The sequence below is a fragment of the Streptomyces sp. TRD_SC_5 genome (assembly GCF_056836825.1).
This window is the reverse complement of sequence record NZ_JBWZZS010000001.1, coordinates 1,212,854-1,238,652: the sequence shown is the minus strand read 5'-3', so window position 1 is coordinate 1,238,652 and position 25,799 is coordinate 1,212,854. Positions and strand designations below refer to the sequence as shown.

The 25,799-nt window shown below is 70.6% G+C and carries 25 protein-coding genes; 13 read left to right on the top strand and 12 right to left on the bottom strand.

All coding sequences use genetic code 11. The features are described 5' to 3' along the window. Positions 1-70: 70 nt before the first annotated feature. A complete protein-coding gene (locus tag AC1P0E_RS05810) occupies positions 71-1,324 on the bottom strand; it encodes an exo-beta-N-acetylmuramidase NamZ family protein (protein ID WP_482741067.1) in 1,254 nt (417 codons plus the stop codon). A 171-nt stretch (positions 1,325-1,495) separates the two neighbouring features. On the opposite strand from AC1P0E_RS05810, the gene AC1P0E_RS05805 reads away from it, so the two are divergent. From AC1P0E_RS05805 to AC1P0E_RS05795, 3 genes are read left to right on the top strand one after another with little or no spacing between them, the layout of a single operon-like run. After that, positions 1,496-2,260, top strand: a complete 765-nt coding sequence (locus AC1P0E_RS05805) for an SDR family oxidoreductase (protein ID WP_482741066.1) — start codon at positions 1,496-1,498, stop codon at positions 2,258-2,260. Then, the gene (locus tag AC1P0E_RS05800) at positions 2,257-3,975 is read left to right on the top strand and encodes a class I adenylate-forming enzyme family protein (RefSeq protein ID WP_482741065.1); all 1,719 of its coding nucleotides are present in this window, start codon (positions 2,257-2,259) and stop codon (positions 3,973-3,975) included. Before AC1P0E_RS05805 ends, AC1P0E_RS05800 begins: the two co-directional genes overlap by 4 nt. A gap of 41 nt (positions 3,976-4,016) precedes the next feature. Next, on the top strand, positions 4,017-4,610 hold the full coding sequence (locus AC1P0E_RS05795) for a TetR/AcrR family transcriptional regulator (RefSeq protein WP_482741064.1): 594 nt from the start codon (positions 4,017-4,019) through the stop codon (positions 4,608-4,610). Positions 4,611-4,653: 43 nt separating this feature from the next. On the opposite strand, the gene AC1P0E_RS05790 is transcribed toward AC1P0E_RS05795, so the two are convergent. From AC1P0E_RS05790 to AC1P0E_RS05760, 7 genes are all read right to left on the bottom strand, one after another. Next, positions 4,654-5,868: an acyl-CoA dehydrogenase family protein gene (locus AC1P0E_RS05790; RefSeq protein WP_482741063.1), complete on the bottom strand. Its 1,215-nt coding sequence runs from the start codon at positions 5,866-5,868 to the stop codon at positions 4,654-4,656. Positions 5,869-5,877: 9 nt separating this feature from the next. Continuing rightward, positions 5,878-6,903: a phosphotransferase family protein gene (locus tag AC1P0E_RS05785; RefSeq protein WP_482741062.1), complete on the bottom strand. Its 1,026-nt coding sequence runs from the start codon at positions 6,901-6,903 to the stop codon at positions 5,878-5,880. Positions 6,904-7,011: 108 nt separating this feature from the next. After that, on the bottom strand, positions 7,012-7,923 hold the full coding sequence (locus tag AC1P0E_RS05780; protein WP_482741061.1) for an MBL fold metallo-hydrolase: 912 nt from the start codon (positions 7,921-7,923) through the stop codon (positions 7,012-7,014). A 114-nt stretch (positions 7,924-8,037) separates the two neighbouring features. Further along, positions 8,038-8,334, bottom strand: coding sequence for a hypothetical protein (locus AC1P0E_RS05775; protein WP_482741060.1), 297 nt, complete (start codon positions 8,332-8,334; stop codon positions 8,038-8,040). A gap of 287 nt (positions 8,335-8,621) precedes the next feature. After that, on the bottom strand, positions 8,622-8,948 hold the full coding sequence (locus AC1P0E_RS05770) for a DUF202 domain-containing protein (protein WP_482741059.1): 327 nt from the start codon (positions 8,946-8,948) through the stop codon (positions 8,622-8,624). Then, the gene (locus tag AC1P0E_RS05765; RefSeq protein ID WP_482741058.1) at positions 8,945-9,343 is read right to left on the bottom strand and encodes a YidH family protein; all 399 of its coding nucleotides are present in this window, start codon (positions 9,341-9,343) and stop codon (positions 8,945-8,947) included. Before AC1P0E_RS05765 ends, AC1P0E_RS05770 begins: the two co-directional genes overlap by 4 nt. Before the next feature lie 128 nt (positions 9,344-9,471). Beyond that, positions 9,472-10,017: an NUDIX domain-containing protein gene (locus tag AC1P0E_RS05760; RefSeq protein WP_482741057.1), complete on the bottom strand. Its 546-nt coding sequence runs from the start codon at positions 10,015-10,017 to the stop codon at positions 9,472-9,474. 113 nt (positions 10,018-10,130) lie between these two features. On the opposite strand from AC1P0E_RS05760, the gene AC1P0E_RS05755 reads away from it, so the two are divergent. Further along, positions 10,131-11,786, top strand: a complete 1,656-nt coding sequence (locus tag AC1P0E_RS05755) for an FAD-binding dehydrogenase (RefSeq protein WP_482741056.1) — start codon at positions 10,131-10,133, stop codon at positions 11,784-11,786. Here the strand turns inward: AC1P0E_RS05755 and AC1P0E_RS05750 are convergent. Then, the gene (locus tag AC1P0E_RS05750) at positions 11,783-12,235 is read right to left on the bottom strand and encodes an ASCH domain-containing protein (protein WP_482741055.1); all 453 of its coding nucleotides are present in this window, start codon (positions 12,233-12,235) and stop codon (positions 11,783-11,785) included. The genes AC1P0E_RS05755 and AC1P0E_RS05750 overlap by 4 nt on opposite strands. Before the next feature lie 184 nt (positions 12,236-12,419). Here AC1P0E_RS05750 and AC1P0E_RS05745 point away from each other — a divergent pair, with 184 nt between their 5' ends. From AC1P0E_RS05745 to AC1P0E_RS05730, 4 genes are all read left to right on the top strand, one after another. Next, complete coding sequence (locus tag AC1P0E_RS05745) at positions 12,420-13,370, top strand: hypothetical protein (protein WP_482741054.1); 951 nt, start codon at positions 12,420-12,422, stop codon at positions 13,368-13,370. A gap of 48 nt (positions 13,371-13,418) precedes the next feature. After that, positions 13,419-14,969, top strand: a complete 1,551-nt coding sequence (locus tag AC1P0E_RS05740) for an APC family permease (protein WP_482741053.1) — start codon at positions 13,419-13,421, stop codon at positions 14,967-14,969. A 123-nt stretch (positions 14,970-15,092) separates the two neighbouring features. Beyond that, complete coding sequence (locus AC1P0E_RS05735) at positions 15,093-15,758, top strand: molybdopterin-dependent oxidoreductase (RefSeq protein ID WP_482745661.1); 666 nt, start codon at positions 15,093-15,095, stop codon at positions 15,756-15,758. Further along, positions 15,742-16,401, top strand: coding sequence for a cytochrome b/b6 domain-containing protein (locus AC1P0E_RS05730; protein WP_482741052.1), 660 nt, complete (start codon positions 15,742-15,744; stop codon positions 16,399-16,401). Before AC1P0E_RS05735 ends, AC1P0E_RS05730 begins: the two co-directional genes overlap by 17 nt. Here the strand turns inward: AC1P0E_RS05730 and AC1P0E_RS05725 are convergent. Together AC1P0E_RS05725 and AC1P0E_RS05720 are read right to left on the bottom strand one after the other, a co-directional pair. Beyond that, on the bottom strand, positions 16,387-17,784 hold the full coding sequence (locus AC1P0E_RS05725; RefSeq protein ID WP_482741051.1) for a GntT/GntP/DsdX family permease: 1,398 nt from the start codon (positions 17,782-17,784) through the stop codon (positions 16,387-16,389). The genes AC1P0E_RS05730 and AC1P0E_RS05725 overlap by 15 nt on opposite strands. Before the next feature lie 6 nt (positions 17,785-17,790). Then, complete coding sequence (locus AC1P0E_RS05720; protein WP_482741050.1) at positions 17,791-18,342, bottom strand: gluconokinase; 552 nt, start codon at positions 18,340-18,342, stop codon at positions 17,791-17,793. A gap of 135 nt (positions 18,343-18,477) precedes the next feature. Between AC1P0E_RS05720 and AC1P0E_RS05715 the strand changes: the two genes are divergently transcribed. The 3 genes from AC1P0E_RS05715 to AC1P0E_RS05705 all read left to right on the top strand — a co-directional run bounded on the left by AC1P0E_RS05715 (position 18,478) and on the right by AC1P0E_RS05705 (position 21,474). Continuing rightward, the gene (locus AC1P0E_RS05715) at positions 18,478-19,179 is read left to right on the top strand and encodes a FadR/GntR family transcriptional regulator (protein WP_364657405.1); all 702 of its coding nucleotides are present in this window, start codon (positions 18,478-18,480) and stop codon (positions 19,177-19,179) included. A gap of 99 nt (positions 19,180-19,278) precedes the next feature. Beyond that, entirely contained in the window at positions 19,279-19,998 is a 720-nt protein-coding gene (locus AC1P0E_RS05710) for a FadR/GntR family transcriptional regulator (protein WP_482741049.1), read from the top strand. A gap of 15 nt (positions 19,999-20,013) precedes the next feature. After that, positions 20,014-21,474, top strand: coding sequence for an amino acid permease (locus AC1P0E_RS05705; RefSeq protein WP_482741048.1), 1,461 nt, complete (start codon positions 20,014-20,016; stop codon positions 21,472-21,474). Positions 21,475-21,720: 246 nt separating this feature from the next. On the opposite strand, the gene AC1P0E_RS05700 is transcribed toward AC1P0E_RS05705, so the two are convergent. Further along, positions 21,721-22,476, bottom strand: a complete 756-nt coding sequence (locus AC1P0E_RS05700) for a TetR/AcrR family transcriptional regulator (RefSeq protein WP_482741047.1) — start codon at positions 22,474-22,476, stop codon at positions 21,721-21,723. A gap of 100 nt (positions 22,477-22,576) precedes the next feature. On the opposite strand from AC1P0E_RS05700, the gene AC1P0E_RS05695 reads away from it, so the two are divergent. Both AC1P0E_RS05695 and AC1P0E_RS05690 read left to right on the top strand, forming a co-directional pair. Then, on the top strand, positions 22,577-24,052 hold the full coding sequence (locus AC1P0E_RS05695; RefSeq protein ID WP_482741046.1) for an APC family permease: 1,476 nt from the start codon (positions 22,577-22,579) through the stop codon (positions 24,050-24,052). A 40-nt stretch (positions 24,053-24,092) separates the two neighbouring features. Beyond that, complete coding sequence (locus AC1P0E_RS05690) at positions 24,093-25,742, top strand: amidohydrolase (RefSeq protein ID WP_482741045.1); 1,650 nt, start codon at positions 24,093-24,095, stop codon at positions 25,740-25,742. The last annotated feature ends 57 nt before the right edge of the window (positions 25,743-25,799 follow it).

Genomic DNA, 25,799 nt, shown 5'->3' with positions numbered 1-25,799 from the left:
GCGGGCCTGCCCCCGCGGGCTCAGCATCCCGCCGGACCGCAGGACTGGCCATACACCCCGTCAGAGCAGATCACCGGTACAGCAGATACTCCCGCCGTACGGAGCTGAACGCCGCCAGGTCGGACCGCCAGGCGCCCACCACCTCGTCCGTTCCCGCCCCCGCGTTGATCATCGTGCGGACCCGCGTATTGCCCGTCAGCTTGTCGATCCAGTTGTCGGCCCGCCACGCGAAGCCGCTCCAGCTCTTCTTCGCCGTGATCAGCAGCGCGATGCCGGTGCGCACCGGGTCGTAGGCGTCCCGGTCGTGCACATGCAGCTGTACGCCGCCGATCGTCTTCCCCTGGAACTTCGAGAACGTCGGCGCGAAGTACGCCTCCCGGAAGTGCACCCCGGCCAGCCCGGCGGCGTTCGCGGTCTCGGCCCACCCACGGTCGATGCCGTCCGCGCCCAGGAGTTCGAACGGCCGGGTCGTTCCCCGCCCCTCCGACAGGTTCGTCCCCTCGAAGAGGCAGGTGCCGGAGTACACCAGGGCCGTGTCGGGCGTCGGCATGTTGGGGCTCGGCGGCACCCACGGCAGGCCCGTCCGGTCGAAGAAGTCGCCGCGCCGCCAGCCCGACATCTTCACCGTCTCCAGCGCCACCGGCCGCGACAGGAACTCGCCGTTGAAGAGCCGCGCCAGCTCGCACACCGTCATCCCGTGCGCCTGCGCGATCGGCTCGCGCCCCACGAACGTCGCGAACGCCTTGTCCAGCACAGGCCCGAGGGCAGCCCGCCCCGTCACCGGGTTCGGCCGGTCGAGCACCACGAACCGCTTGCCCGCGAGCACGGCGGCCACCATGCAGTCGTACAGCGTCCAGATGTACGTGTAGAAACGCGCGCCCGCGTCCTGGATGTCGAACACGACCGTGTCCACGCCCGACGCCGTGAAGATGTCCGCGAGCGGCTGCCCGCTCTTCAGGTACGTGTCGTACACCGGCAGCCCCGTCGCCGGATCGTCGTAGCGCCCCTGCGAGCCGCCCGCCTGCGCCGTACCGCGAAAGCCGTGCTCGGGCCCGAAGACGGCGACGAGGTTCACCCGGTCGTCGGCGTGCATGACGTCCACGATGTGGCGTACGTCCGAGGTGATGCCCGTCGGATTGGTGACGACACCGACCTTCTGTCCGGCGAGGAGTGCGTAACCGTCGGCGGCCAGCCGGTCGAAGCCGGTCCGCACCCGGAACTGCCCGGGGCGGCCGGCGGCGGCCGAGGGCGCGGCGGCGCCGAGTGCTCCCGCCGCTCCCGCCGCCCCGGTGGCGGCCAGCAATCCGCGTCTGGACAGGTTCATCCCAGTACCTCCGTGATCGACGCCGTCTGTCATGGCCACGCACGCTAGCGCGCGAGGCGGCCGCGGGGAACGAGTCCGGCACGGCGGGTCGATAGCGCTTCACCCCTTCCACTGCTCCATACCGACCGGTTAGTCTGCCGGGGTTGTCGGCAGGAGAGGCGGGCCTCAAAAATGAGCCAGTTCCAGGACGCGGGAGTCGTCGTCACCGGTGCGGGAGGCGGCATCGGAGCCGCCCTCGCCCGCAGATTCGCGGCCGAGGGAGCGCGCGTCGTCGTCAATGACCTCGACGCGCAGAAGATCAAGGCGATCGCCGACGAGACCGGCGCCACGGCCGTCGCGGGCGACGCCTCCGCGATCGTCGAAGAGGCTCGTGAGGCGCTCGGCGGCAAGGTCGACGTGTACTGCGCCAACGCCGGCCTCGCGTCGCCCGGCGACGCCTTCGCCGACGAGGCGGTCTGGGCCGCGGCCTGGGACGTCAACGTGATGGCCCACGTCAGGGCGGCCAGGGCGCTGCTGCCCGACTGGCTGGAGCGCGGCAGTGGCCGGTTCGTCTCCACCGTCTCGGCGGCCGGCCTGCTGACCATGGTCGGCGCGGCCCCGTACAGCGTCAGCAAGCACGGCGCGCTGGCCTTCGCGGAGTGGCTCTCGCTGACCTACCGTCACCGCGGGGTCAAGGTCCACGCGATCTGCCCGCAGGGTGTACGCACCGACATGCTGACCGCCGCGGGCTCGGCCGGCGAACTGGTCCTGGCGCCCACCGCCATCGAGCCGGAGGACGTGGCAGAGGCGCTCTTCGACGGCATCGCGGCCGACCGCTTCCTGATCCTGCCGCACGCCGAGGTCGCCGGGTACTACCGGGCGCGCGCCGGGGACCCCGACCGCTGGCTGGGCAACATGAACCACCTTCAGCAGAAGTGGGAAGAGGCCGGCCGATGAGCGAGTCGACGAAAGAGCCCACCACAGAGTCCACGACAGAGCGCACGAAAGAGCCCGCGACCGGGTCGGTCTACGCGGCCAAGCCCTGGCTCGCCCAGCTCACCGACGCACAGCGGGCCCCCGTGGACCCGCCGGCCACCCTGCTGCACGCGTTCAGCAACGCGGTGACCCGCGCGCCGGAGCACCCCGCCCTCGCCTACTTCGACGGCCGCCTCACCTACCGGGAGACCGACGAGCTGTCGGACTCCGTCGCGGGTCACCTGGCCGCCAAGGGCCTGCGGCCCGGCGACCGGGTCGCGGTCATGCTCCAGAACAGCCCGCACTTCGTCATCGCTCTGCTCGGTGCCTGGAAGGCCGGCGCCGTCGTCGTACCGCTCAACCCGATGTACAAGTCGGCCGAGGTCGGCCACGCGCTCGGGGACGCCGAGGCGACCGCGCTGATCTGCTCGGACCGCGCGTGGGAGGCGTATCTGCGCGACACCGCCGCGGACTCGCCCGTACGCATCGCCCTCACCGCCTGTGAACTCGATCTCCAGACCAGGAACGACACCCGGGTCCTGAACTTCGAGCGGGCGCCGAAGGCCAAGGACGACGCCGACGACCTGGTGACCGTCGCCCGCCAGGGCCTTCCGGCCCCGGCGGACCGCGACCTCACCGCCACCGACATCGCGCTGATCAGCTACACCTCGGGTACGAGCGGCACGCCCAAGGGAGCCATGAACACCCATGGCGGGATCATGTACAACGCCGAGCGCCAGCGCACCGGACACCCCATAGCCGAGGGCTCGACGTACTTCGCCCTCGCGCCCCTCTTCCACATCACCGGCATGGTCTGCGAGCTGGCCGCGTGCGTCGCCAACGCCGGCACGCTCGTCCTCGCCTACCGCTTCCACCCCGGTGTCGTCCTGGACGCGTTCACCGAGCACCGCCCCGCGTACACCGTGGGCCCCTCCACCGCCTTCATGGCGCTCGCGGCCACCCCCGGCGTCACACGGGAACACTTCGAGTCCTTCCAGGTCATCTCGTCGGGCGGCGCGCCGGTGCCACCGGCCCTGGTGGAGAAGTTCCGGGCGGGCTTCGGCCCGTACATCCGCAACGGCTACGGACTCACCGAGTGCACCGCGCCCTGCGCGTCCGTGCCGCCCGAGAAGGAAGCCCCGGTCGACCCGGCCTCCGGGACGCTCTCGGTCGGCGTACCGGGCCCGGACACGGTCGTACGCATCGTCGACGAGCAGGGCGCCGACGTGCCCTTCGGCGCGCAGGGCGAGATCACGGTCAGCGGCCCGCAGGTGGTCCCCGGTTACTGGCGCCGTCCCGAGGCGACTGCGGAGGCGTTCCCCGGCGGGGAACTGCGTACCGGCGACATCGGTTTCATGGACGAGGGCGGCTGGCTCTATGTCGTCGACCGCAAGAAGGACATGATCAACGCGTCCGGCTTCAAGGTCTGGCCGCGCGAGGTCGAGGACGTCCTCTACACCCACCCGTCGGTGCGCGAGGCGGCCGTCGTCGGCATCCCCGACGCGTACCGGGGGGAGAGCGTCAAGGCGTACGTCAGCCTGCGCCCCGGAGCGGAAGTCGCGCCTTCGGAGATCTCCGCGTACTGCGAGGAGCGGCTTGCCGCGTACAAATACCCGCGCGAGGTGGAGATCCTGCCCGAACTTCCCAAGACGACGAGTGGGAAGATCCTCAGGCGGGAACTGCGTTCCCGTTCCTGAACACTCAACCGGTTGTTTCGACGAAAGGCAGGTGGCGGCCCATGGCCAGGACGACGGACGGAAGCGGCATCCCCGTCCCACAGAGGCTGCTGGCCGCCGCCACCCGCCTGTTCGCGGAGCGCGGTTACGACCGCACGTCGGTGCAGGAGATCGTCGAGGCGGCCGGCGTCACCAAGGGCGCGCTCTACCACTACTTCGGCTCCAAGGACGACCTGCTGCACGAGGTGTACGCCCGTGTCCTGCGGCTGCAGCAGGAACGGCTCGACGCGTTCGCGGACGCGGACGCGCCGGTGGAGCGGCGGCTGCGGGACGCGGCGGCGGACGTGGTGGTGACGACCATCGACAACCTCGACGACGCGTCGATCTTCTTTCGGTCCATGCACCACCTGAGCCCGGAGAAGGACAAGCAGGTGCGGGCGGAGCGGCGGCGGTACCACGAGCGGTTCCGGGCGCTGGTGGAGGAGGGGCAGAAGGAGGGGGTCTTCTCGACGGCGACCCCGGCGGATCTGGTGGTGGACTACCACTTCGGGTCGGTGCACCACTTGTCGACGTGGTACCGGCCGGACGGCCCGCTCACGCCGCAGCAGGTGGCGGACCACTTGGCGGATCTGCTGCTGCGGGCGCTGCGCCCGTAGGGGGTGCGGGCGGGCCGCAACCCCCGCCCACCCCAAGCCCGCGCTACACGTACCGCTTGAGCTCGCGCCGGGCCAGCGACCGCTGGTGCACCTCGTCCGGCCCGTCCGCCAGCTTCAGCGTCCGGGCTGCCGCCCAGAGCTCCGCCAGCGGGAAGTCCTGGCTGACCCCACCCGCCCCGTGCAACTGCACCGCCTTGTCGATGATGTCGACGACCGCCCGCGGCGTAGCGATCTTGATCGCCTGGATCTCCGTGTGCGCCCCGCGATTGCCCACCGTGTCCATCAGCCACGCCGTCTTGAGCACCAGCAGCCGCAGCTGCTCGACAGCCACCCGCGCGTCCGCGATCCAGTTGTGTACGACGCCCTGCTGGGCCAGCGGCTTGCCGAAGGCCTCGCGCGACACCGCCCGGCGGCACATCAGCTCGATCGCCCGCTCGGCCATGCCGATCAGCCGCATGCAGTGGTGGATACGCCCGGGGCCGAGGCGGGCCTGGGCGATGGCGAAGCCGCCGCCCTCCTCGCCGACCAGCGCGGACGCGGGCACCCGCGCCCCGTCGAAGACGACCTCGGCGTGGCCGCCGTGGGAGTGGTCCTCGTACCCGTACACCTGCATGGCGCGCCGGATCTCGACGCCCGGCGTGTCACGCGGCACCAGGATCATCGACTGCTGACGGCGGACGTCCGCACCGTCCGGGTCGCTCTTGCCCATGACGATGAAGATCTTGCAGTCGGGGTTCATCGCCCCGGAGATGTACCACTTGCGCCCAGTGACGACGTACTCGTCACCGTCGCGCTCGATCCGGGTCTCGATGTTCGTCGCGTCCGACGAGGCGACCTCCGGCTCGGTCATCGCGAACGCCGACCGGATCTCGCCCGAGAGCAGCGGCTCCAGCCACTGCTTCTTCTGCTCGTCGGACGCGAACTGCGCCAGCAGCTCCATGTTTCCCGTGTCCGGCGCCGCGCAGTTCAGCGCGGTGGGCGCCAGGTGCGGGCTGCGGCCGGTGATTTCGGCGAGCGGCGCGTACTGCAGATTGGTGAGCCCGGCGCCGTACTCCGCATCCGGCAGGAAGAGGTTCCACAGGCCCTGCCTGCGCGCCTCCGCCTTCAGGTCCTCCACGACCTGCGGCGTGTCCCACGGCGACGCGAGCAGCTCGCGCTGCTCGTGCGCGACGGTCTCGGCCGGGTACACGAAGTCCTCCATGAAGGCGAGAAGCTTGCCGCGGAGCTCTTCGGTCCGTGCGTCGTATGCGAAATCCATGGTGGTGTCTCAGCCTTCCTGAAGGGTGGTCAGGCCGTGCTCGATGAAGACGGGCACGAGGTCGCCGATCCGGTCGAAGCCGGCGCCGACGGTCTGCCCGAGCGTGTAGCGGTAGTGGATGCCCTCGAGGATCACGGCGAGCTTGAACCACGCGAACGCCGTGTACCAGGCGATCGACGAGGTGTCCCGGCCGGACCCGGCGGCGTAGCGCTCGACGATCTCGCGCGCCGAGGGGTGGCCCGGGGCGCCGGCCGTCGTGGAGACGGGGGAGTCGGGCAGCCCCAGCTCGGAGCTGTACATCACGAGCAGCCCGAGGTCGGTGAGCGGGTCGCCGAGCGTCGACATCTCCCAGTCGAGGATGGCGTTGATCCGGTCGTCGGCGCCGCCGATCAGGACGTTGTCGAGACGGTAGTCGCCGTGTACGACCGTGGGCGCGGGGGAGTCGGGCAGCGAGCGCCCGAGCGCGGCGTGCAGCTCGTCGATGCCCGCCAGCTCACGGTTGCGGGAGGCGTCGAGCTGCTTGCCCCAGCGCCGCAGCTGCCGGTCCAGGAAGCCCTCGGGGCGGCCGAAGTCGCCCAGACCGACCTCGGCGGGATCCACGGCGTGCAGGGCGACGAGGGTGTCGACCAGGCCGAGTACGGCCGCGCGGGTCCGCTCGGCGCCCAGCGCGGCGAGCTCGTCGGCCGTACGGTACGGAACGCCCTCCACGTACTCCATGACGTAGAACGGCGATCCGATCACCGACTCGTCCTCGCACAGCAGCAGCGGCGCGGGCACCGGCACATCCGTCGGGTGCAGCGCGCTGATCACCCGGAACTCGCGCTTCATGTCGTGCGCGGTCGCGAGCACATGGCCGAGCGGCGGTCGCCGCACCACCCACCGGGACGTGCCGTCCGTGACGGCGTACGTCAGATTCGAGCGTCCGCCCTCGATGAGCCGGGCGCTGAGCGGTCCGTTCACCAGCCCGGGCCGCTCGCGGTCGAGATGACCGCGCAGCTGCTCGGGGTCGAGACCTGGCGGGTGGACTGCGCTCATGGGGGTACCTCCGAGGGCGGACACGGTCGGGACGGACAAGACGTCACGACTCATCATGCCGACCAGTCGGTATGCCGTCCAGTGTGCCGACGTACCCCGAGACGTGGATCACGCGTGGCAGGCGACCGGCTTACCGCCGTTCATGGCCGCCATGTCACCGAAGACGGTCACCGGATCGAGCGGCGAGCCTTCCGGCAGGCCGTCCAGTTCGGCGTACGCGCGGTGCAGATTGGCGACGAGCCGCTCGCTCTCGCGCAGCCCGGCGAAGGGGCCGAGGTCGGCCTGCTGAGCGGTTTCCAGGGGCGTCCGGCCCTTGGCGTGCCCGGCCTCGGCGAGCTCGGCGACGTACCGCAGATAGCGCTCGGTCGCGTCGTACGCCGACGGGTCGGTCACCGGGCCGTGGCCGGGCACGACGGTGTCCGCGCCCAGCGAGCGGAGCAGGTCGAGGGCGCGCAGCGATCCGCTCAGCGATCCCATGGGGACGAAGGGTGTGCCGCCCTGGAAGATCAGATCGCCGGTGAAGACGATTCCGTACTCCGGCAGGTGAACGATCGAATCGCCGGTGGTGTGCGCGACGCCGGGGTGGATCAGGCGCACCTCGGTCCCGCCCGCGTGGACGGTGAGCCGCTCGCTGTAGGTGAGGGTGGGCGCGGTGACGTTGATGTCACCGAAGTCGTTCTGCGGCCACACCAGATGCAGCTGGAGCCCGACGGCGAGCACCTCGGCGCGGCAGGTGTCGTGGCCGACGACCGTGGCTTCGGGGGTGAAGACGCTGTTGCCGTAGGTGTGGTCGCCGTGGTGGTGGGTGTTGACGACGGTACGGGGGAGCGGCGCGCCGGTCGCGAGAAGCGCTTCGCGCAGTGCGTGCGCGCGGCGCTCGGTGGCCGCGGTGTCGACGAGCAGGGTCGAGGCGCCGTCGCTGACGAACCCGGCGTTGTTCAGGCACCACCCGCCGTCCGGCTGGATGTACGCGTGCACTTCGGGCGCGAGCTGAACGGTGTACGGATCCGTGGCAGGCACTGGATTCCCCCGGGTCAATGGCCGAACTGGTCGGGACGAGCCTGCCAGTTGACGCACATCCGGGGGAAGGCGACCCCCTGGAAACGGCGGGTCAGGGGCGGGACCAACGGTGGATCAGTGGTCGTCCCAGTGGTCGTCGTGGGCGGCGTGGCGGTGGCCGTCGTGGACGTAGTCCAGGTGATCGCCGTGAGCGACGGCGCTGTGGCCGCAGTCCTGGCCGTGCTCGTGGGTGTGACCGCTGTGCGTGATGTGATCCGTCGACTCGCACTCGTCCCAGTGTCCGGAGTGCTCACGATGCAGGTGCCCGTTGTGGGCGTAGTCGGTGTGGTCGCCGTGCGGCACCGCGATGTGCCCGCAGGCCGGACCGTGCGCGTGCTCGTGGGTGGGGTGCTCCTGATGGAGGGTGGTCATTGTGCTCACCTCTGGTGCGTTTCCGGATGCTTTGCGGCACCTTCAGGCTAGTCCTGCGCGACCGCTTCGTCCGTCTCCCAGCCCTGCGCCGCGGCGAATTCGTCACCGTGTTCCGCCGACCACCTGCCCCGCGCGCGGATTGGTTCCAGGAAGGTCGCCCCGAGCCCGGTCGGTCCGTACCCGACACCTCACCGGACTATGGGTGAGCGGCGAGGACCCGCGCCGCACGCTGCCGCCGTTCGAGGCGGCCACGGTCCGAGTCGTGTGAGTCGCCTGAGCCGTCTGAGTCAGACAACGATCGCCACGGCGAACCCGGCTAGGGCGATCGTGCAGGCCGTCGCCGTCATCGCGGCGCGCACCGACATCGGCGCCGGCCTGGCCGTGCTGCTGACGGCTCGGATGCGGTGGTGCGCGACCCGCAGGAACCCCAGCCAGACGAGCACGCAGAGCGCCGTGGCGATCGCCCCGGCCACGCTGATCTCGTCATGGACCGCCTGCTTCGCCGCCAGTACGGCCACCACCGTGCAGGCCAGCGTGGTCCTGCGCCAGGCCAGCCGGGTCCGCTCCGGCTGGAGCCCGGGGTCCCTGGCGGGGCCGGGGGCCGGGGTGGTCAATTGCCGCCCTGCCAGCCGAAGATGACGACCACGACCATGACGACGGCGACGACCGCGACCACGAGGCTCAGCAGCGTCGGGAACCGCGTGACCGGCAGATCGTCGCCGCGCCGCATCGCCTGCTCGCAGCGCACCCAGTGGTTGACCGCCCGCAGCGCGCACAGCACACCGGCGGCCAGCAGCCCGAGCGCCATGCCGGCGCGGACGGCCCAGGTCAGTTCCGGCAGGAACTGATCGACCGCGAAACCGCCGCCGATGAGGGCCAGCGCGGTACGGATCCAGGCGAGGAACGTGCGCTCATTGGCCAGCGAGAAGCGGTAGTCGGGGGTCTCGCCCTCTTCCCGGATGCGCTGCGGCGCGAACCAGAGCCGCAGACTCCGTACAAACTCGGTCACCCGCCGCACCCTACCGGGCCGATTGTCAGTGGCCCCGCCTACGCTGCCGTGCATGGACGGAGTGGTGCGTTTCCCCGCGCACCTACTGGGAACGAGCTTCTCCGGCCACGGGGCGTACTGGCACGTGATCAGGCCTGCCCGGAAGCCGCAGTCACGGGGCCCGGGTACGCACGCAGCCGTTCCCACGCCGCGAGGCCGTCCGGCACCCACTCCCACGCGCCCCCGGCGAGCCGACGCTCCAGCTCCGCGCGGGTCAGGAAGCCGTGCCACGCGACCTCCTCCGCCTGCGGATTCACCGGCAGCTCGCAGCGCACCTCGTAGACGTACGACCACCACGTCTGCGCGCCGTCGCCGCTCTCGTACAGGAACTTGAACAGCGGTACGGGCGCGGGCAGCCCGGACACACCCAGTTCCTCCTCGGCCTCGCGCAGTGCCGCCTCGTCGTACGACTCGCCCGCACCGACGACCCCGCCCACGAACATGTCGTACATCGAGGGAAAGACGAGCTTCACCGGCGTCCTGCGGTGCACGAAGTACCGGCCTTCCCCGTCCCGCGCCAGGACGAAAACGCAGCGATGGCGCAGGCCGCGGGCGTACGCCTCACCGCGCGGGGCCTGTCCGACCACCTCGTCGTTCTCGTCGACGATGTCCAGGATCTCGTCCGCAGGAGTCATACGGGCCATCCAACCTCACGGCGGCGAGGCGGTTGACGTGCCGCCCGCCGCTGCCGAAGATCTGACGCACGAGTAACTTCTCGGCCCCACTCGCCCCGGCAAGGACGGAAACCATGGCGTACGACGCTGATGTGATCGTGATCGGGGCGGGCCTGGCAGGCCTGGCGGCCACCGCGGAACTCGTCGACGCGGGCCGCAAGGTGATCCTGCTCGACCAGGAACCCGAGCAGTCCATCGGTGGTCAGGCGCACTGGTCCTTCGGCGGGCTCTTCTTCGTCGACTCTCCCGAGCAGCGCAGGATGCGGATCAGGGACAGCCGCGAGCTCGCCCTCCAGGACTGGCACGGCACGGCGGGCTTCGACCGCGAGGAGGACCACTGGCCGCGCAAGTGGGCCGAGGCGTACGTCGACTTCGCGTCCGGCGAGAAGCGGGCGTGGCTGCACGGGCAGGGCGTGCGCTTCTTCCCGGTCGTCGGGTGGGCCGAGCGCGGTGGTTACGACGCCACCGGGCACGGCAACTCCGTACCCCGCTTCCACATCACGTGGGGCACGGGCCCCGGCATCGTCGCCCCCTTCGAGCGCCGCGTGCGCGAAGGGGTGGCGCGCGGCCTGGTCCAGCTGCGATTCCGTCATCGCGTCACCGGTCTCGCGCGCAGCGCCGGTGCGGTGGACACCGTCAGCGGCGAGATCCTGGAGCCCTCGGCCGCCGAGCGCGGGGCCGCCAGCAGCCGCGAGGCGACCGGTTCCTTCGAGCTGAGGGCACAGGCGGTGATCGTCACCTCGGGCGGGATCGGCGGCAATCACGATCTCGTACGCGCCAACTGGCCCCAGCGGCTCGGCACCCCGCCCGCCTCGATGCTCTCCGGCGTACCCGCGCACGTCGACGGCCTGATGCTCGGCGTCACGGAGGCGGCGGGCGGCCGCATGATCAACCGCGACCGGATGTGGCACTACACAGAGGGAATCCAGAACTGGAACCCGATCTGGGCCAAGCACGGCATCCGCATCCTGCCCGGCCCCTCGTCCCTCTGGTTCGACGCCCGCGGCAAGCGCCTGCCGGTCCCGCTCTTTCCCGGCTTCGACACCCTGGGCACGCTCGACCACATCATGAAGACGGGGTACGACTACACCTGGTTCGTCCTCGACCAGAGGATCATCGGCAAGGAGTTCGCGCTCTCGGGTTCCGAACAGAACCCGGACCTCACGGGCAAGTCCGTCCGTGACGTCATCGGCCGCGCGCGGGCCGATGTCCCCGGCCCGGTCAAGGCGTTCATGGACAAGGGCGCGGACTTCGTGGTCGAGAAGGATCTGGCGTCGCTGGTACGCGGAATGAACGCGCTCACCAAAGAGCCGTTGATCGACGAGGCGGAGCTGCGCCGCGAAATCACCGCGCGGGACCGGGAGATCACCAATACCTTCACCAAGGACCTCCAGGTGATGGCGATCCGCGGCGCCCGCAACTACCTGGGCGACAAGCTGATCCGTACGGCCTCGCCGCACCGCATCCTCGACCCCAAGGCCGGCCCCCTCATCGCCGTACGCCTGCACATCCTGACCCGGAAGTCCCTCGGCGGCCTGGAGACCGACCTGTCCTCGCGCGTACTCACAGAGGGCGGCGGCGTGCTGCCGGGCGTGTACGCGGCGGGGGAGGCGGCGGGCTTCGGCGGCGGCGGCGTCCACGGTTACCGCTCCCTGGAGGGCACGTTCCTGGGCGGCTGCCTCTTCTCCGGCCGCACGGCGGGCCGCGCGGCGGCGAGGGCGGTGGCCTAGGCCCTGGGAGGGGCGCCCGTGCGCGGGTCCAGTCGTTCCACCACCCGGAACCGTTCCGCGACGACCACCGTCGCGTCGTCGACCGTGAACTCCGGGTCGCCCAGCGCGTCCCGCATCTCCTCGCTGTGCCAGAACCTCTCGTGCCCCGCGCGCCAGTCCGCCACCGAGGTGTAACCCTCGCCCTCGTCCAGCGCGTGCTGGAGGTCCACCTCGCCGAGCGGCAGCACCCGTACCTCGGTCAGCTCGATCACCGCCACCTCGCGGCCGTCCGAGCCGATCACCACGGACCGCTCGCCGACGGGCGGCAGCTCCTCCTTCTCGGCCTCGTACTCGGCGAGCAGGCCGGTCGTCGAGACCTTCTCGCCGGACAGCACCGCGGCGACCAGCCGGTCCCGCAGCGGCCCGGGAAAGGCCAGCAGGCACGGCGGCAGCGAAGAGTGTTCAGGCATGGGGCAAGACTAGGCCCTGGAACGGGACCGGCCCCGGAGGAAACCGGGCGCAGGAGGTCGGTGCTCATTCAACTACCTCAAGTCGGCGCAAAGTTGGTCCAGACCGCCCTTGACGTGGACTGCCCCCTACCGCTTTGCTGTGCGTGATCAAACGCTCGCACACTGCGCCGTGGAGGACCCGCGGATGCCCCCACCTCCGCCACCCCTCGGCCGCTCGCGCCGTCGGACCGATCCCTCCTTCGATGCCGCCCTCGACGACGCCGAACTCGTCACCGTACGCGCCCAGTTGGCCCAAGGTCGCTGGACCAGGGCCCGCTCCCTGCTCGCCGCGACCGGCGACGACTGGGACCGCCGCGGCCACCGTCTCGTCGTACTCGCCCAGGCGAACGGCGCCGCCGCCTGGGCCGGCGACTGGCTGCTCGCCGAACCCGAGAGCGCCGACGCCGTCACCCTCATCGCCTGCGCCACCGTCCTCGGCGCGCTGCGCGGCAAGGAGCCCGAGGACCGCGCGCGCGAGGCCTGCCGACGGGCCGCCGAGCGGTCACCCGCCGACCCGACCCCGTGGCTCGGGCTGCTGCTCCTGGCCCGTTCCCTCGGTACGGAGGAAGAGGTCACCCAGCTCTTCGACCAGGTGCGGCTGCGCCACCCCGAGCACCATCACGCCCACCACCTGATGGCCGCCCGCCTCGCCGAACGCCGGCCGGACATAGGAAACGACCCCCTCCACGAGGTGTACGACTTCGCCGCCTGGGCCGCCGAACAGGCCCCCGCCGACTCCCCGCTGGCCGTACTCCCCGTGGTCGCCCACGCCGAGCGCTACCGCGCCCTCGCCCTCGCGGGCCAGGAGCCGAAGGACCCCGCGGCCTCCGGCCACTGGTCGGGCCGCCGCGCCCGGCAGGTGATGAAGGCGGCGTTCGACTGGTGGCTGGAGTGGGAGCACGAGGGTCACCCGCGCCGGCTCGTCGACCTCAACTACCTGGCCCACGCCAAGCTCTGCGAGGGCAGGCCCGCCGAGGCCGCCGCCCTGCTCAACCGCATCGGCCCGCACGCCACCGAGGCCCCGTGGTCGTACCCCGACCGCGACCCGCACCAGGCCTTCCGCGCCGCGCGCAGCGCCGCGCTCGGCATCGCATGACTCAGCAGTTCAACGTCAACCCACCTCAGCGAAGGGACAACCCCCGCCATGTCGACGGGCAGTTCGAGCACGAGCGAGAGAAGCAGAGACACCAGCAGCAGTGAGATCCGTACGTACAAGGGGCAGGACCGGGCGCTGCGAGCCGGCCGCCTAGGCACGACGGGCCTGCTGCTGTCCGTACTGGCCGCGAGCGCCCCGCTCATGGTCGTCGCCGGTGTCATGCCCACCACATACGGCGTGATGGGTATCGTCGGACAGCCCCTCCTCTTCGTCATCCTCGGCGTGGTCCTGATGCTGTTCAGCGTCGGATACGCCGAGATGAGCCGGCACGTCCACAACGCCGGCGCCTTCTACGCCTACATAGCCCGCGGCCTCGGCCCGACCGCCGGCGCCGGAGCCTCCCTGGTCGCCCTCGTCGCGTACAGCGCCATGCAGGTCGGCATCTACGGCATCCTCGGCTTCGAGATCTCCGGGATCTTCGCCACCTACCTGGACATCACCATCGCGTGGTGGATACCCGCGCTCGTCGCCGTGCTCGTCGTCGGCGCCCTCGGCTGGCTCAAGATCGACCTGAACGCCAAGGTCCTCGGTGTCCTGCTGGTCGTCGAGTGCGCCCTCGTCGTGATCTTCGACGTGGCCGCGATCGCCGACCCGGCAAAGGAAGGCCTGTCCCTCCAGGCGTTCAACCCCGAGACCCTCACCGGCGCCGGACTCGGCACCGCGCTCTGCTTCTGCATCGCCGCCTTCGTCGGCTTCGAGCAGGCCCCGGTGTACGCCGAGGAGACCAGCCGCCCGCAGATCGTCGTCTCGCGCGTGATGTTCCTCGCCGTCGGGTACGCCGCGCTGTTCCTGGCCCTCAGCGCCTGGGCGCTCAGCGTCGCAGCCGGGCCCGGCCAGATCGTCAAGGTGGCGGGGGAGCAGGGGCCGGGGCTCCTCTTCACCCTCACCGAGAGCAGGCTCGGCTCCACCTTCACCGACGTACTCCACATCCTTTTCGTGACCGGCATGTTCGCCGCGCTGCTCAGCTTCCACAACGTCGTCGCGCGGTACGCCTTCGCCATGGGCCGTGAGGGCCTGCTGCCGGCCTCCTTCGGCCGTACGAACAAGACGAGTGGCGCCCCCGCCGCCGGCTCGCTGCTCCAGTCCGGCGTCTCCCTGGCCATCGTCCTGGCCTTCGCGTTCACCGACGACAAGCCGGCCGGCGACCCGACCGTGCCCGTGCTGCGCCTGTTCACCTGGATGGGCAACGTCGGCGCGCTCGGCGTCATCCTGCTGATGGCCGCCGCCTCGTTCGCGGTCATCGCCTTCTTCGTACGCCGCGGAGCCGGCCGCGCGCAGGCGGGACGGCTGGTGGCCTCGGCCATCGCCGGGGTCGCTCTGCTGGTCATCGCCTTCTACACGGTGAAGGACTTCGACGTACTGGTGGGCGCGGGTCCGGGCTCCGCCCTCAGCTGGATCCTGCCGGGCATCATCGGCGTCGCGCTGGTCGGGGGACTGGTGTACGGCGCGGTGCTGCGCTCGGCGAAGCCCGAGGTCCACGGGCGGATCGGCCTGGGCAACGAGGCCTTCCAGCTCGAGAAGCAGGCCACCGAAGTCTGACGGAAGTCTGACGGGCACCCGCGGTCGCTGGCCCTTGGTGGCCGCGGGTGTTCGAATTGTTCCGTGACCTCTTCAGCACCGGACAGCGGCGGCTCGCCCGTCGGCCGCCGCGTCGTCCTCGGCATGCTCGGCCTCGGCGCCGCGGGCCTGGCCACCGCGCCGTACCTCCAGAACGGGCTCGAAGCCTTCCTCGGCTCCGCCGCGGACAAGGACCCGACCGGCCTGACCGGCCTCCTCCCCAACGGCGGCGGATTCCGCTACTACTCCGTCGCCCCCTCCGTACCGCGCAAGGGCCCGGAGAACTACCGGCTGAAGGTCGACGGGCTGGTGGACAGGCCCGCCACGTACACCCTCGACGACCTGCGCGCGATGCAGCAGACGCGCCTCGTGCGCGACGTCCAGTGCGTCACGGGATGGCGGGTCCCGGACACTCCGTTCGAGGGCGTACAGCTGTCGCGGCTGCTGGCCGCCGCGGGCGTGCGGCCGGACGCCAAGGCGATCCGCTTCACCTGCTTCGACGGTACGTACAGCGAGAGCCTCACCCTCCAGCAGGCCCGCCGCCAGGACGTACTGGTGGCCCTGCGCATGCAGGACAAGCCGCTCAGCCACGCGCACGGCGGCCCGGTACGGCTGTACGTCGCGCCCATGTACTTCTACAAGTCGGCGAAATGGCTCTCCGGCATCACCGTCACGCCCGAGGTGCGGCCCGGGTACTGGGAGGAGCGCGGCTATGACGTCGACGCGTGGGTCGGCCGCTCGAACGGACGCGACGATGCTCCTACGGTCTGAACTTCCCGCCCGCGTGAGGCGCTTCGGCCGCTCCGAGCGCTGGGTGCACCGCGCCACCGCCGGCCTGACCCTGCTGTGCATCGCGACGGCGGCCTGTCTGTACGTACCGCAGCTGGCCGAACTCGTCGGCCGGCGCCACCTGGTGGTCACCGTGCACGAATGGTCGGGACTGATGATCCCGGCGCCGTTCCTGCTCGGCCTGGCCTCGCGCGCCTTCCGCTCCGACCTGGGCCGGCTCAACCGGTTCGGCCCGCACGACCGGCAGTGGCTGCGGGCCGTGCTGCGCCGGGACAAGAGCCACGCCTCGCGCCCCGCCGGGAAGTTCAACGCGGGCCAGAAGCTCTACGCGGCGTGGATCGCGGGCGCGGTGCTGGTGATGCTCGGGACCGGACTGCTGATGTGGTTCACGAACCTGGCTCCGCTGGTCTGGCGTACGAGCGCCACCTTCGTCCACGACTGGCTCGCTCTCGCCATGGGCATCGTGATCGCCGGACACATCGGGATGGCCCTGAGCCGGCCGGAGTCCCGGCGCGGCATGCGCACCGGGACTGTCGACCGCGACTGGGCGGAGCTGGAACACCCGTTGTGGGCGAAGGAGTTGAAAGACTCCCCCGGACACTCCCCGGACCTAAAGGACGAGTGACAACAGCAGGACGAAGCCCAGCGAGACCACCGAGATGATCGTCTCCATCACCGACCAGGTCTTGATCGTCTGGCCGACGTCCATGCCGAAGTACTCCTTCACCAGCCAGAACCCCGCGTCGTTGACGTGGCTGAAGAAGAGCGAGCCCGCACCGACCGCGAGCACCAGCAGCGCCGCGTGGGACGCCGACATGTCGGCGGCGAGCGGGGCGACCAGACCGGCCGCCGAGATGGTGGCGACGGTCGCCGAGCCCGTCGCGAGGCGGATCGCGACGGCGATCAGCCAGGCCAGCAGCAGCGTCGGGATCGCCCAGTCCTCGGAGAAGTCCAGGATCATCTGTCCGACGCCCACGTCGATCAGCGTCTGCTTGAAGCCGCCGCCCGCGCCGACGATCATCAGCACGCCCGCGATCGGCGCGAGCGACTTCTCGACGGTCGAGGACAGCCGGTCCTTGGTGAACCCGGCGGCGCGGCCCAGCGTGAAGAGTCCCACCAGTACGGCGGCGAGCAGCGCGATCAGCGGCGAGCCGATCACGTCCGTGACCCGCTGGACGGCGTTCTCGGGGTTGTCGACGACGATGTCCACGAGCGCCTTGGCCAGCATCAGCACGACCGGCAGCATCACGGTGGCGACGGTCGCGCCGAAGCCGGGACGGCGCTCCAGGTCCTCGGAGGGACGCTGCAGAACCATCTTCTCGGGCACCGGTACGTCGACCCAGCGGGCGGCGTACTTCGAGAAGAGCGGCCCGGCGATGATCACGGTCGGGATCGCCACGACCACGCCGAGCGCCAGCGTGATGCCCAGGTTGGCGTCGATCGCGTCGATCGCGACCAGCGGACCGGGGTGCGGCGGGATCAGCCCGTGCATCACGGACAGGCCGGCGAGCGCCGGGATGCCGATCCGCATGAGCGAGTAGTTGCCGCGCTTGGCGACGAGCAGCACCACCGGGATCAGCAGCACGATGCCGACCTCGAAGAAGAGCGGCAGACCGATGATGCTCGCGATCAGCACCATCGCCCACGGCATCGCACGGCCGCTCGCCCTCGCGAGGATCGTGTCGACGATCTGGTCCGCGCCGCCGGAGTCGGCGAGCAGCTTGCCGAGGATCGCGCCGAGGGCGATCAGCACGCCGACGCCCGCGACCGTGTTGCCGAGGCCGGTCGAGAAGCTGGTGATGGCCTTGCCGAGCGGGGCGCCCGCGAACGCTCCCAGCGCCAGCGACCCGATGGTCAGCGCCAGGAAGGCGTGGAGCTTGAACTTCGTGATGAGCAGGACGATGACGGCAATGCCGGCGAGGACTGCTATCCCCAACTGGCCGTTGCCCGCCGAGGTGATCGGCTCGACGACGTCCGCTGCCAGCGTCTCGACGCTGAGACTGGTCACGGCTCTCTACTTTCTGAAGTCTTGGGAATCCTGGGAATCTTGGGAAGCCGGGCCCTTGAGCCCGTGCAGGGCCGCGACGGCTCGTTCGGCGATGTCTTCGGGGGACCCCGAGACGTCCACGGACACGCCCGCCTCGTCCTCCTGGAGCGGCTGCAGGGCGGCGTACTGCGAATCGAGCAGCGCGGTCGGCATGAAGTGGCCCCTGCGCTCCCGCATCCGCTCCTCGATCAGCTCCCGGTCACCCGTGAGGTGCAGGAACACGGCGTCGGGGGCGGCCGTGCGCAGCCGGTCGCGATAGGCGCGCTTGAGCGCGGAGCTGCTCACGACGCCGCCGAGCCCGGCCCTGTCGTGCGCCCACCGGCCGATCGCGTCGAGCCAGGGCCACCGGTCCGAGTCGCCCAGCGGGGTGCCGGCCGACATCTTGGCGATGTTGGCCGGGGGGTGGAAGTCGTCACCTTCGGCGTACGGAACGCCGAGCCGGGCGGCGAGCAGGGGACCGATGGTGGTCTTGCCGGTCCCTGCCACGCCCATCACCACGACGACGTGAGGGCTGTTCATGAGTGGAGTGCCTCGCTGTCTTCTTCGACATCGGTCCGTCGCGCTACTGAAACTCATTAGGTACGACGTATTCAAGAGGCTGTGACATAAACGTCGTACTTTTTGTTCGCGAAGGGCGCCCCGTACGCTGAGCCCATGACCAACCAGGCCCGGGGGCTGCACGCCCAGCTGCTGGAAAGCCTCGGTCCCGCGATCACAGCCGGTGAGTATCCGCCCGGCAGCGTGTTGCGTACGGACGAGCTCGCCCAGCGCTTCGACGTCTCCCGCACGGTGATCCGCGAGGCGGTCCGGGTCCTGGAGTCGATGCACCTCGTGGAGTCCCGCCGCCGGGTGGGCGTGACCGTACGCCCGACCGAGGAATGGAACGTCTACGATCCGCAGGTCATCCGGTGGCGGCTGGCCGGCGCCGACCGCCCCCGCCAGCTGCGCTCGCTGACCGTCCTGCGCTCCGCCGTGGAGCCGGTGGCGGCCGGACTCGCCGCGCAGTTCGCGACCCCCGAGCAGTGCGCGGCGCTCACCGAGGAGGCGCTCGGGATGGTCGCGACCTCGCGGGGCCGGCAGCTCGACGCGTACCTCGTGCACGACATCGCGTTCCATCGTGTCGTACTGCGTGCATCAGGCAATGAAATGTTCGCCCGGCTCGGCGACGTGGTGGCGGAGGTGCTCAGCGGACGCACCAGGCACCAGGTGATGTTCGAGGATCCGGACCCCGCCGCGGTCACGCTGCACGTCCAAGTCGCCGAAGCCGTAAGGGAAGGCGACGCGCTACGGGCGGAACGGCTGACTCGCGAGATCGCCGTCGGCGCCCTCCAGGAGCTCGACGTACTGGCCCCCTGAAACGCCCGGAATGTCCGCCTCATTATCCTTTCCTTCACCTCAAATCAACTCTTTGAACACTCTTGACGCTTGCGTGTCCGACCTCGGAGCATTCTCCGCATGGTCTTGTCAGACAGCCGGACAGGTGACGGCGCACCGCGGCGCATCAGCGCGATGGAAGCCGTCCTCACCCACCTCCGGGACGCCATAGAGCGGGGTGAACTCGCCATCGGCGAGAAGCTCCCCACGGAGGCCGAGCTCGGGAAGTACTTCGCCGTCAGCCGCTCCGTCGTACGGGAGGCCCTGCGCGCGCTCCAGGCGCTCGGCCTCACGGTGTCCCGGGCAGGCAAGGGCACGTACGTCGCGGCCAGCGGACCGGACCAGAACCCGATCTTCGGCGCGTACTCCGCCCGGGACCTGCTCGAAGTGCGACGGCACGTCGAGATCCCCGTGGCGGGTTACGCTGCTACGCGTCGCACGCAGGACGACGTAGACCTGCTGACGCACCTGATCGGGAAGATGGAGCAGGAGCCCGACCCCACCGCATGGGTGGCGCTCGACATGCTCTTCCACATCTCCGTCGCCCAGGCGTCGGGCAACCCTGTCTTCCACAAGATCATCGAAGAGATCAGGGACGCCCTTGCCCGGCAGTCCACCTTCCTGAACCAACTCGGGGACCGACGACGCCAGTCGGACCTCGAGCACCGGGCGCTCGTAGAGGCGATCGTCGGCGGCTCCGAGGGAGCGGCGGTGCAGGCCATGGCCGCTCACCTCGAACACGTCGAGATCACCCTCAACACCATCGTGCGGCCCGGTACCGCACAGCACCCCCCGAAATGAAGGCGAAGAAACAGCATGAGCGACCGCACCCTGTCTGCGGCCCCCGCCGGTCCCGCCGATCCCGTATCGACATCCCCACATGTCGACGCGGGTGACGAGGGTTACAGCAAGGACCTGAAGTCCCGCCACATCAACATGATCGCGATCGGCGGGGCGATAGGCACCGGCCTGTTCCTGGGCGCCGGCGGCCGCATGGCAGGGGCAGGTCCTTCCCTGGCCATCGCGTACGCGGTCTGCGGCGTCTTCGCCTTCTTCGTCGTCCGCGCGCTCGGCGAGCTGGTGCTCTACCGCCCGTCCTCCGGCGCCTTCGTCTCCTACGCCCGTGAATTCATGGGTGAGAAGGGCGCCTTCGCCGCCGGCTGGCTGTACTTCCTCAACTGGTCGACCACCGCGGTGGCGGACATCACAGCCGCCGCCACCTACGCCCACTTCTGGGCCATGTTCAGCGACGTACCGCAGTGGATTCTCGCGCTGATCGCCCTCGCGATCGTCCTCACCGCGAACCTGATCTCGGTGAAGTACTTCGGCGAGATGGAGTTCTGGTTCGCGATCGTCAAGGTCGCCGCGCTGGTCGTCTTCATGGCCATCGGCATCTACCTGGTCGCCACCCAGCACCAGCTGGACGGCCACACCCCCGGCTTCTCGACGATCAGTGACGGCGGCGGCCTGTTCCCGGTCGGCATGCTGCCGATGCTGCTGGTCATCCAGGGTGTCGTCTTCGCGTACGCGTCGGTCGAGCTGTGCGGTGTCGCGGCGGGCGAGACCAAGAACCCCGAGAAGATCATGCCGAAGGCGATCAACTCGATCATGTGGCGCGTCGGCATCTTCTACGTCGGCTCGGTCGTCCTCCTCGCGCTGCTGCTCCCGTACACGGCGTACTCCGGCGACGAGAGCCCCTTCGTCACGGTCATGAACAAGCTCGGCGTGCCCGGCGCGGCGGACGTCATGAACCTCGTCGTGCTGACGGCGGCCCTCTCCAGCCTGAACTCGGGTCTGTACTCCACGGGCCGGATCCTGCGCTCGATGGCGCTGTCGGGCTCCGCGCCGAAGTTCACGGGCCGCATGAACAAGGGTCAGGTGCCGTACGGCGGCATCCTGCTCACCGCCGGCTTCGGTGTGCTCGGCGTCGGCCTGAACTACGTGATGCCCGGCGAGGCCTTCGAGATCGTCCTGAACTTCGCGTCGATCGGCATCCTCGGCACCTGGGGCATGATCATGCTCTGCTCGCTGCTGTTCTGGCACCGCTCGAAGGACGGCCGGGTCACGCGCCCGTCCTACCGTCTGCCCTGGGCCCCGTACACGCAGATCGTCACGCTGGCCTTCCTGGCCTCTGTGGTCGTCCTGATGTGGTGGGGCGGTGGAATCGGCCGTACGACCGTGACGTGCCTCCCGCTGATCGCGGCGGCGCTGGTGGGCGGCTGGTTCGTGGTCCGCAAGCGGGTGGCCGCGCTGGCGGCAGAGCGCAAGGACGCCTAGCCCGCACCCCTGCGGGGGCTTGTTCCCCACCCCACCTCATCCGGGCTGTGACACTTTGCGGCTCCGCCGCGTGAGGGGGCCAGGCCCCCGGGCCCCCGGACGGGCTGAACTGGCCGGTGCGACTCCACGCGAGCCGCACCGGCCAATCCGTTCGCGTCGCCCGGGCCGCCCGCTGCGGCAATCGCGTTGCCTGAACCGCACCCCACCAAATCCGGCACTCCGGCCGTATCGGCTCCCCCGGCAGATTCAGCCCGTCCGGCGTTTGAGGACCGGGGCACGGGGCGGAGCCCCAGTTTGGGAAGAACCGCCCCGCAGCCGCGCCTCCGCCGACGCCAGCACCATCTCCAGCGCCGCCGGATACCCACTGCGGCCCATTTCCGCCACCAGCACCGGCGCGGTCGCCGCGATGTTCGGATGGCTGTCGGCGGGCAGTCGCGCGTACGTCTCCCGCCAGGCCCGCGCCTCCGTCTCCCGGGCGGCCGCCGGCAGCGCGAGCGTGGAGGCGTCCAGCGCCGCGAAGGCCAGCGTCTGGTCGACGAAGGCGTGGTAGACCCGTACCGCCTCGGTGTCGGGGAAACCCGCCCCGCGCAGGATGCCCAGGATCGTCTCCACCGAGCGCGTCTCGTTCTCCCGCCCCGTCACCCGCGCGCAGGTCAGCATCGCCGCCTGCGGATGCGCCTGATAGTCGGCGTGCATCATCAGACCCAGCGTCCGCAGATCGGCCCGCCACTCACCCGTCGGCCGGAAGCGCCGGAGCGTACGGCCGATGAGCTCGTCGGCGACCGCGAGCAGCAAATCATCCGTGTCCCGGAAGTACCGGTAGAGGGCACTCGGATCCGCCCCCAGCGCCGCACCGAGCCGCCGCACGGTGAGCGCCGCCGCACCGTGCTCGTGGATCAGCCGCAGCGCCGTACCGACGATCAGCTCCTCCGACAGAACCGTGCCCTGCTTGGTGGGGCGCCTGCGCCGCCGCCCCTCCTCCGACACCACTCGCTCGCTCATGCCGCGCACGTTACGACAACACCGTTGACGTGTGAAGGTCCCGCGGAGTTCGATGTGCCGCCATCGGGGCCGTCGTGGCCCCCCGGTGAAGGAGCCAGCGATGACGCCATCGAAGACCCCGTACGGCAGCGACCCGCCCGCGCCCGGCACGCTCACCAGGAGCCTCGGCGTCATGGACGGCTTCGCCATCGCCGCCTCCAGCACCGCCGCCACCACCAGCATCGGCATCGGCCTCGGCGTCATCGCCGGCGTGGTCGGCCTGCACCTGCCGATCATCATGCTGCTGGCATTCCTCCCGGTCCTCGGCATCGCCCGCGCCTACGCACGGCTCAACAAGGCCGAGCCCAACATGGGCAGCGGCTACGTCTGGGTGGGACGCTCCCTCAACCCGTGGCTCGGCTTCCTCGTCGGCTGGATCAGCCTCGTCGCGACAGTCGTCTTCCTCTCCTACACGACCGCCGTCACCGGCTCCGCCCTTCTCCAGCTCGCCGGCGAGACAGGCATACGCGGCGTCGCCGGCCTCACCCTGGACCCCGACTCCACCGCACAGTCCACCGCCCTCGGAATCCTCGTCCTGATCGCCGTCACCTTCACCGCCGTCACCGGCCTGCGCGCGGCGGCGAACCTGCAGAAGTACCTGCTCGTCTTCGAGTACGCCGTCCTGCTCGCCTTCTGCGGTTACGGACTCGTCGTCGGCCCGCACCCCTTCAGCCTCGACTGGCTGAACCCCTTCACCATCCCCTCCGGCCAGGCCCTCGCCCAGGGGCTGCTCCTCTCGGTCTTCTGCTACTGGGGCTTCGAGTCCGCGTTCAGCGTCAACGAGGAGGTCCGCGACCCGCAGGACGCCTCCAGAGCCGGGATGATCACGCTCTTCACCATGCTGGGCCTCTTCCTGCTCGGCTCCTTCGCCTTCCAGCGCGTCCTGTCCCAGGACGAACTGGCCGGCAACGGCGCACAGGGCCTCACCTTCTTCGGCGACCGCCTCGCCGACCAGCCGATCGCCGCGCTCCCGCTGATCGCGCTCACCTTCTCCGCCGTCGCCTCGCTCCAGGCCGGCGTGATCCCCACCGTGCGCGGCATGTTCGCGATGAGCCGCGACCGTACGATGGGCCCGCTCTGGTCGAGGATCAGCCCCCGTTACGGAACCCCGGCGGCCGGCACGGTCGCGATCGGCTGCTTCGCGGCGGCCGTCGCCTTCCTCTCCCTCGTCCTCCCGAAGATCGCCGACCTGATCCTGGCCTCGGTCAACGCGATCGGCGTCGTCGTCTCCCTCTACTACGCCCTGACCGCGCTCGCCGCCGCCGTGCGGTTCCGTTCCACCCCGCGCGTGGTCGTGGTGCCGGTGCTCAGCGCAGCCGTCCTGCTCGCCCTCGGCGGCTACCTTTGCTGGACCTTCTACACCTCGGCCGACCACTTCGAAATCAGCCCCGACAACGGCTGGTTCATGCTGGCGTGCCCCGCTGTGATGCTGCTGAGCGGCGTCATGGCGGCCTCGTGGGCGAAGTGGGTGCGCAAGTCCCCGTACTTCGACACCGGACGCGGCACCGACCCCGACGCGGTCCCCCTGACCGTCTGACCCTCCCCACTCCATCACTCCTACCGAAGGAACCCGCTCCATGCGCCACAGCCCCGCCGACCTGGTCCTCACCGGCGGCCCCGTCCTCACCCTGGACGCCGCCCGCACCCGCGCCACCACGGTCGCCGTCACCGACGGCCGCATCACCGCCGTCGGCCACGACGACATACGCGACCTCATCGGCCCGAAGACCGAAGTCGTCGACCTGGCCGGGCGGTTGCTCGTCCCCGGCTTCCAGGACGCCCACGTCCACCCGGTGTCGGCCGGCCTGGAACTGGCACAGTGCGACCTGACCGCCGTCCGTACGGCAGCCGAGACCATCGCCGCAGTACGGGCGTACGCCGAGAGTCACCCGGACCGGGAGTGGATCACCGGCGGCGGCTGGTCCATGGAGGCGTTCGCCGGCGGCAGCCCCACCAGGGACCTGCTCGACGCGGTCGTCCCCGACCGCCCCGTCTACCTGCCCAACCGCGACCACCACGGCGCCTGGGCCAACACCCGCGCCCTGCGCCTCGCCGGCATCGACCGCACCACCCCCGACCCCGCCGACGGCCGCATCGAGCGAGCCAACGACGGCAGCGGGGAGCCCACCGGACTCCTCCAGGAGGGCGCCATGGACCTGGTCGCCCGTCTCACCCCGCAGTCCACCCCCGCCGACCGGCTCGCCGCCCTCCTCCGCGCCCAGCGGCTCCTCCACTCGTACGGCATCACCGCCTGGCAGGACGCCATCGTCGGCACCTTCGGCTCCATGGCCGACCCCGCCGACGCCTACCTCACCGCCGCCCGCGACGGATCACTCACCGCCCGCGTCACCGGAGCCCTGTGGTGGGACCGCGAACGCGGCGCCGAGCAGATCCCCGAACTGGTCGCGCGCCGGGCCGAGCTGAGCCACGGCCGGTTCCGCGCCGGATCCGTGAAGATCATGGTCGACGGAGTCGCCGAGACGGGCACCGCCGCCCTCCTCGACCCGTACCTGGACGGCTGCGGCTGCGCCACCGCCAACCGCGGCACCAGCTTCATCGACCCCGCCGACCTGCGCCGGTACGTCACCGAGCTGGACGCCCTCGGCTTCCAGGCCCACTTCCACGCCCTCGGCGACCGCGCCGTACGCGACGCCCTGGACGCGGTCGAAGCGGCCCGCACCGCCAACGGCCACCGTGACACCCGCCCCCATCTCGCCCACCTCCAGATCGTCCACCCGGACGACATCCCCCGCTTCAGGGAGCTGGGCGCCACCGCCAACATCCAGCCCCTGTGGGCCGCGCACGAACCGCAGATGGACGAACTCACCATCCCCTTCCTCGGGGACGAGCGGGCCGGACGGCAGTACCCGTTCGGCGCGCTCCTGCGCTCGGGAGCCACCCTCGCGGCAGGCAGCGACTGGCCGGTCAGCAGCCCCGACCCGATGCACGGCATCCACACGGCGGTCAACCGCGTCGAGCCGAACGGCGACGGCCCCGTCTTCCTCCCGGAGCAGCGCATCGGCCTCAACGACGCCTTCGCCGCGTACACGGCGGGCTCCGCGTACGTGAACCACCTGGACGACACGGGAAGCATCCGTCCCGGAGCTCTCGCGGACCTGGCCGTGCTCGACCGCGACCCGTACGCCGCGCCGCCCGAGGAGATCGCCGAGACCCGCGTCGCCTGCACTTTCGTGGCCGGCCACAAGGTCTACGACTGCGGTCTGTAGAGCGAGTACGGTGCGGGAGCGGGCCCGTACTCGACGCGCGAGGAAGGAAGTTCACGC

What these genes read in the sequence shown, in the direction of transcription:
- AC1P0E_RS05810 (WP_482741067.1), bottom strand. Translation starts at nt 1,324, where the DNA reads ATGAACCTGTCCAGACGCGGATTGCTGGCCGCCACCGGGGCGGCGGGA.
- AC1P0E_RS05805 (WP_482741066.1), top strand. Translation starts at nt 1,496, where the DNA reads ATGAGCCAGTTCCAGGACGCGGGAGTCGTCGTCACCGGTGCGGGAGGC.
- AC1P0E_RS05800 (WP_482741065.1), top strand. Translation starts at nt 2,257, where the DNA reads ATGAGCGAGTCGACGAAAGAGCCCACCACAGAGTCCACGACAGAGCGC.
- AC1P0E_RS05795 (WP_482741064.1), top strand. Translation starts at nt 4,017, where the DNA reads ATGGCCAGGACGACGGACGGAAGCGGCATCCCCGTCCCACAGAGGCTG.
- AC1P0E_RS05790 (WP_482741063.1), bottom strand. Translation starts at nt 5,868, where the DNA reads ATGGATTTCGCATACGACGCACGGACCGAAGAGCTCCGCGGCAAGCTT.
- AC1P0E_RS05785 (WP_482741062.1), bottom strand. Translation starts at nt 6,903, where the DNA reads ATGAGCGCAGTCCACCCGCCAGGTCTCGACCCCGAGCAGCTGCGCGGT.
- AC1P0E_RS05775 (WP_482741060.1), bottom strand. Translation starts at nt 8,334, where the DNA reads ATGACCACCCTCCATCAGGAGCACCCCACCCACGAGCACGCGCACGGT.
- AC1P0E_RS05760 (WP_482741057.1), bottom strand. Translation starts at nt 10,017, where the DNA reads ATGACTCCTGCGGACGAGATCCTGGACATCGTCGACGAGAACGACGAG.
- AC1P0E_RS05755 (WP_482741056.1), top strand. Translation starts at nt 10,131, where the DNA reads ATGGCGTACGACGCTGATGTGATCGTGATCGGGGCGGGCCTGGCAGGC.
- AC1P0E_RS05750 (WP_482741055.1), bottom strand. Translation starts at nt 12,235, where the DNA reads ATGCCTGAACACTCTTCGCTGCCGCCGTGCCTGCTGGCCTTTCCCGGG.
- AC1P0E_RS05745 (WP_482741054.1), top strand. Translation starts at nt 12,420, where the DNA reads ATGCCCCCACCTCCGCCACCCCTCGGCCGCTCGCGCCGTCGGACCGAT.
- AC1P0E_RS05740 (WP_482741053.1), top strand. Translation starts at nt 13,419, where the DNA reads ATGTCGACGGGCAGTTCGAGCACGAGCGAGAGAAGCAGAGACACCAGC.
- AC1P0E_RS05735 (WP_482745661.1), top strand. Translation starts at nt 15,093, where the DNA reads ATGCTCGGCCTCGGCGCCGCGGGCCTGGCCACCGCGCCGTACCTCCAG.
- AC1P0E_RS05730 (WP_482741052.1), top strand. Translation starts at nt 15,742, where the DNA reads ATGCTCCTACGGTCTGAACTTCCCGCCCGCGTGAGGCGCTTCGGCCGC.
- AC1P0E_RS05720 (WP_482741050.1), bottom strand. Translation starts at nt 18,342, where the DNA reads ATGAACAGCCCTCACGTCGTCGTGGTGATGGGCGTGGCAGGGACCGGC.
- AC1P0E_RS05715 (WP_364657405.1), top strand. Translation starts at nt 18,478, where the DNA reads ATGACCAACCAGGCCCGGGGGCTGCACGCCCAGCTGCTGGAAAGCCTC.
- AC1P0E_RS05710 (WP_482741049.1), top strand. Translation starts at nt 19,279, where the DNA reads ATGGTCTTGTCAGACAGCCGGACAGGTGACGGCGCACCGCGGCGCATC.
- AC1P0E_RS05705 (WP_482741048.1), top strand. Translation starts at nt 20,014, where the DNA reads ATGAGCGACCGCACCCTGTCTGCGGCCCCCGCCGGTCCCGCCGATCCC.
- AC1P0E_RS05700 (WP_482741047.1), bottom strand. Translation starts at nt 22,476, where the DNA reads ATGAGCGAGCGAGTGGTGTCGGAGGAGGGGCGGCGGCGCAGGCGCCCC.
- AC1P0E_RS05695 (WP_482741046.1), top strand. Translation starts at nt 22,577, where the DNA reads ATGACGCCATCGAAGACCCCGTACGGCAGCGACCCGCCCGCGCCCGGC.
- AC1P0E_RS05690 (WP_482741045.1), top strand. Translation starts at nt 24,093, where the DNA reads ATGCGCCACAGCCCCGCCGACCTGGTCCTCACCGGCGGCCCCGTCCTC.